Here is a 4,054-nt window from a genome sequence, read left to right as displayed (position 1 = left end):
CAACAGCAGCCGCTACGCTACCCCACTCGACTCAGCCCGAAAGACAGCAGCTCTAACGCCAAAGCTTGAGAGACGGAGATCATCACGAGGGCCGCAGGCGAACCAATCGCCATCAAGCGTCATGTCACCGGCAATGGCGTGACGGTGGAGGAATACCGCCAAAGCGTCACACGAATTGATTGCTGATCTGAGGCGATAAGGGACGACTGGATGACATCTCACACGGCCAACACTCGATAAACCTTATGATCCATTTAAGCATTTAGCGAAAAAGCAACTTCCCCAAACACCACCTCTAATATATTGGTATAATCAAATATATAGATGAGAGGCTCGCTTCGTCTATCGATTAGTTAGTTTTCTAACCGCCCTCAGCGTTCGTGTTGCATCAAACAGAGTCTTGCTCCCTACTCGGTTTTCCAAGTGAGCGCTCGCGAACTTTGAATTGTAATTAAAGACATACTCTAAGTGATCTTTTCACTGAGTTGTTTGGTGCCGCAAGAGGGATTCGAACCTCCGACCCCCTCATTACGAATGAGGGTGGTTTCCCGGTTTCCCCTGCGGGCGCATGGGCTTAGCTGCCATGGGATACCCCGGAATACCGCCGGATTGCGCTCGATCTAAGTCCATCTAAGTCCGGACGCCCTGCCCGGGAACGCCGGCCGGATCGCTGTTGGAAACTCGCATACAAGTTTCCAACAGTCCCGCCCTGGATGCCGCTTGTCGTGCGCTGAGTCGCGGACGATCGGTGACCTGTCGCGGTGGCGGTCAGGAGACCTGGAGATGAAGCTGTCCTCGTTCGTTCGCGGCCTTGAGATAATGCGAACGCACTACACTGATTCCGATGGGTACCGCCTCGGAGCCGAGCACGACCAGATCCACCTGTTCGCATCGGATCTGCCGCTGACCGAGGAAGAGATGGCCGAACTGGACGCGCTCGGCTGGTTCCAGCCCGAAGCCGACGACCATGACCCGGAAGCGGGATGGAGCTGCTTCACGTGATCGTCGCCAAAACCGCGCCCTGAGGTTTTCCACAGCCGCTCCCGTTCACGTCTTGTTCTCCATGGCGGACGGAGTCAATCTGCCGCCATGTCGACCGCACTTGCATCCCGAATCCAGCAGGCCCGGATCGCGGCCGGGTACCCCACGCCGGACGCCGCCGCCATCGTGCTGGCGATGAACCCCGAGGTCTACAGGGGCCACGAGCAGGGCCGCCACAAGGTCAAGCCCGCCGAGGTCAAGCGCTACGCAGAGACCTTCCGAGTGACGACGGGCTGGCTGTCGAGCGGCATAGGGCTCGGGCCGGTGGGGTGAGGCCGAAAGTCAGAACTTAGGCGTTGGAACGCGACTGGCCTCAGCCGCATCGCGCAGAGCCTTCCCGTCGCGGTAGCGTTTGTCGATGGCGTCGTCGCTGATCGACAGCGCGTAGCCGTCTCCTCGTTCGCAGGTCGACGAAGGGCCGAGCAGGGTGACATGCAGGCCATCGGGCCGCGTCCACTCGAAATCCTGCGGAGCCTCCATGCCGAGGGCCATGCCATACTTGTCTTCGACCTTCTTCTCGACGACGAGGAAGCCCTCGCCCGAGCAAAACCTGAGCGTAAGCGAGTAGGCCACGGTCGGCGCGTCACCGGCGAAGTGGGCCTGGAACTCGCCATCAGACGTGTCGCAGTTCAGCACGCCATCATGCCGGTCGCTGTTGCCGTATTCGCACCGACCCATCTTCCGGAACATGTCATCGTAGCCCTGACCGAGGCTGACGCCTGCCAAGTCTCGCGAGTGCTCGTCTGCCCTGGCTGTCACGGTCATCAGGAGCACGCATGCACACAATAAAGCGAGATTCATGGACGCTCTCCGAAGGGCTCACCGCTGGTCATTTGCATCCGACGCTCCGTACCCAGGTCGCGTACCTTGAACCCGGATAGCGCTGGTTGAGCCTTTCATACTCGTCCGAGACCAACTTGCCGTACGGTTCGCTGACCATCACGCGGCGCCACCACTCCCGTCTCTTGGCATCCCCGACCATGCTTAGGAATGGAGTCAGTGCCACGGCAGCCAGCCAGAGTGGATGGGCAATGTACGCGCCAAGGATGCAAATGGCAGCGCTGGCGGCCATGATGCATCGGGAAGCCTGCGTCGCCCTGGCCTCGGCAGCGCGCTCGACCGCCGCGATGCCAGTTCGTTCCTTGAACTCTTGCATGCCACGGTTCCAGGCGAAGGTCTCGTCCTCCATCGCGACCGCATCGACCACCTTGTCTATGGCGGCAACGGCCTTCTCGACGGTGACGGCGAAGAACTCCCGTTTGACCCTGGAGCCGGCCAATGCCGAGTGGACCCGGCCCTCGACCAGTTGCGGGTTGGCCACATGCCGCTGGTGAGCCACGCGGAAGGTGCCGGCCATCCCGGTCGACAGTTCCCGCACGCGCTCCCGGACGGACCTCGTGGTGTATCCGATCTTGAGGACGCGCCGGCCATCGACCTCCAGGTTCGGATCGAGCACGTAAATGTAACCCGACTTGGTTACCTGCCCCATGAGAGCCCTTCTGCGGAAATAGGGCCTACTCGTCGTCATCACCCTCGCTGCCTTCACCGGCCGCGAAGCCCACCAAGATCTTTTCGGGACCCTTGTACAGAAGACAGCCAGCTGAGAACCGTGTTTCGACGTTGTTGACGAAGCGCGCGGCGTCCCAGCCCCGCTTGTCCGCCTCGTTCACGAACCAGGTCTTCACGTTCTTGGACATCCGGACCTTGTTATCTCCCGTCGCTCGATTGTAGAGCGCCAACACTCGCTCGTCGTCGCAGATCACGGCTGGTTCCTTGGCGGAACGCTCGCTGGGGTCGGGGAACTTGATGGCCATCTCACACCTGATCGTTGACGGAAGGTAAATACCAGCAGGGGCGTGGCCGAAGGTCAAGGATGGCGAACGTTGACGCCGCCCACTGGTTGCCGGAAGCTCCAGTAATGACGGACGAAAGCGGCGACATGTGCGAGATCAAGGCCAACGGCGAGTGGCTCCCGATTGGCATCGTCCAGGCGCTCGGCATGCACCCGGAGCGCCTGAAGCGCTGCCCGAAATGCCGCGGTCAAGTTCGGGCCCACAGGCTGGGCACCACCGACCAGCGCGCCCATTTCGAGCACCTGCGCGCCCATGACGGCTGTTCCCGCAGCGTCGCCTTCACCGGCACCCGCAGCCCGCACCCGCGCCAGGTGATCTGAACGCGCACGCCCTTGTGCCAGAACGGGATAACTCCATCCGGGCTCTTCCTCGGCGTCGGCCGGCATGCAACGCTCAGATCCGGCAACGAACCTTCGGTGCGGCCGTGACGGATCAGGAAGCGAAGCCAAGCAGGCTTGCAAGGTACATCGACGACGCCAAGGCGGACATCGCCAGAACGGTCGAGAGCACGGCCTGCCAGCCGATCCTCTTCATCGGCTCCGGGCTGTCGCGCCGCTACTTCGCGGGTCCATCGTGGGACGAACTCCTCGACCGCCTGGCGGATATGTGCCCGCTCATCGACAAGGAATACGCCTACTTCAAGCAGACGATGCGCGACCCGACGCTCATCGGCGAGCACTTCGCCCAACGCTTCCAAGACTGGGCCTGGGGCGACGGTAGAAAGAGCTTTCCTCCCGAGCTGTTCGACGGCACCGCACCGGCATCGGCCTACATCAAGCACAGCATCGCCGAGATGTTGAAGTCGTCTACTCCCTCGGACCTCCACGCCGTCGAAGCCCACAAGAAGGAGATCGCGGCGCTCACCGCCATTCGGCCGCATGCAGTGATCACGACGAACTTCGACCAGTTCCTGGAGGTGGCATTCCCCGAGTACCAGCCCATCGTCGGGCAGCAGATCATCCGGGGCGCGAACCTCTCGGTCGGGGAGATCTTCAAGGTGCACGGCTGCGTGTCCGAGCCGGCCAGCCTCGTCTTCACCAAAGGCGACTACGACGAGTTCTCCCGGCGGAAGAAGTACCTCAGCGCCAAGCTGCTGACCTACTTCAGTGTCAAATCGCTTCCAACGACGACCCCCATTTCGCGTCCAATCCCGACCCCTC

The 4,054-nt window shown here is 61.5% G+C and carries 7 protein-coding genes and 1 tRNA gene; 4 read left to right on the top strand and 4 right to left on the bottom strand.

Going from position 1 to position 4,054, the window contains the following annotated elements:
- Positions 1–490 precede the first annotated feature (490 nt).
- Positions 491–566: transfer RNA gene (locus P7D22_RS22510), tRNA-Thr, on the bottom strand.
- A 217-nt stretch (positions 567–783) separates the two neighbouring features.
- Between P7D22_RS22510 and P7D22_RS22505 the strand changes: the two genes are divergently transcribed.
- Both P7D22_RS22505 and P7D22_RS22500 read left to right on the top strand, forming a co-directional pair.
- Positions 784–1,002 carry a hypothetical protein gene (locus P7D22_RS22505; RefSeq protein WP_319936487.1) on the top strand — a complete coding sequence of 73 codons (219 nt, stop codon included), beginning with the start codon at positions 784–786 and terminating at the stop codon, positions 1,000–1,002.
- Positions 1,003–1,089: 87 nt separating this feature from the next.
- On the top strand, positions 1,090–1,314 hold the full coding sequence (locus P7D22_RS22500) for a hypothetical protein (protein ID WP_319936486.1): 225 nt from the start codon (positions 1,090–1,092) through the stop codon (positions 1,312–1,314).
- A gap of 9 nt (positions 1,315–1,323) precedes the next feature.
- On the opposite strand, the gene P7D22_RS22495 is transcribed toward P7D22_RS22500, so the two are convergent.
- The 3 genes from P7D22_RS22495 to P7D22_RS22485 form a co-directional block, all read right to left on the bottom strand.
- A complete protein-coding gene (locus P7D22_RS22495; RefSeq protein ID WP_319936485.1) occupies positions 1,324–1,806 on the bottom strand; it encodes a hypothetical protein in 483 nt (160 codons plus the stop codon).
- A gap of 64 nt (positions 1,807–1,870) precedes the next feature.
- Positions 1,871–2,530, bottom strand: coding sequence for a GIY-YIG nuclease family protein (locus P7D22_RS22490; RefSeq protein ID WP_319936484.1), 660 nt, complete (start codon positions 2,528–2,530; stop codon positions 1,871–1,873).
- Positions 2,531–2,555: 25 nt separating this feature from the next.
- On the bottom strand, positions 2,556–2,855 hold the full coding sequence (locus tag P7D22_RS22485) for a hypothetical protein (RefSeq protein WP_319936483.1): 300 nt from the start codon (positions 2,853–2,855) through the stop codon (positions 2,556–2,558).
- Between the two features lie 104 nt (positions 2,856–2,959).
- Between P7D22_RS22485 and P7D22_RS22480 the strand changes: the two genes are divergently transcribed.
- Complete coding sequence (locus P7D22_RS22480) at positions 2,960–3,214, top strand: hypothetical protein (RefSeq protein ID WP_319936482.1); 255 nt, start codon at positions 2,960–2,962, stop codon at positions 3,212–3,214.
- Positions 3,215–3,318: 104 nt separating this feature from the next.
- The coding region (locus tag P7D22_RS22475; protein WP_319936481.1) for an SIR2 family protein at positions 3,319–4,054 on the top strand (736 nt) is incomplete at its 3' end.

Source organism: Lichenihabitans sp. Uapishka_5 (genome assembly GCF_033947565.1).
GTDB lineage: Bacteria > Pseudomonadota > Alphaproteobacteria > Rhizobiales > Beijerinckiaceae > Lichenihabitans.
This window is presented reverse-complemented; position numbering and strand designations above follow the sequence as displayed.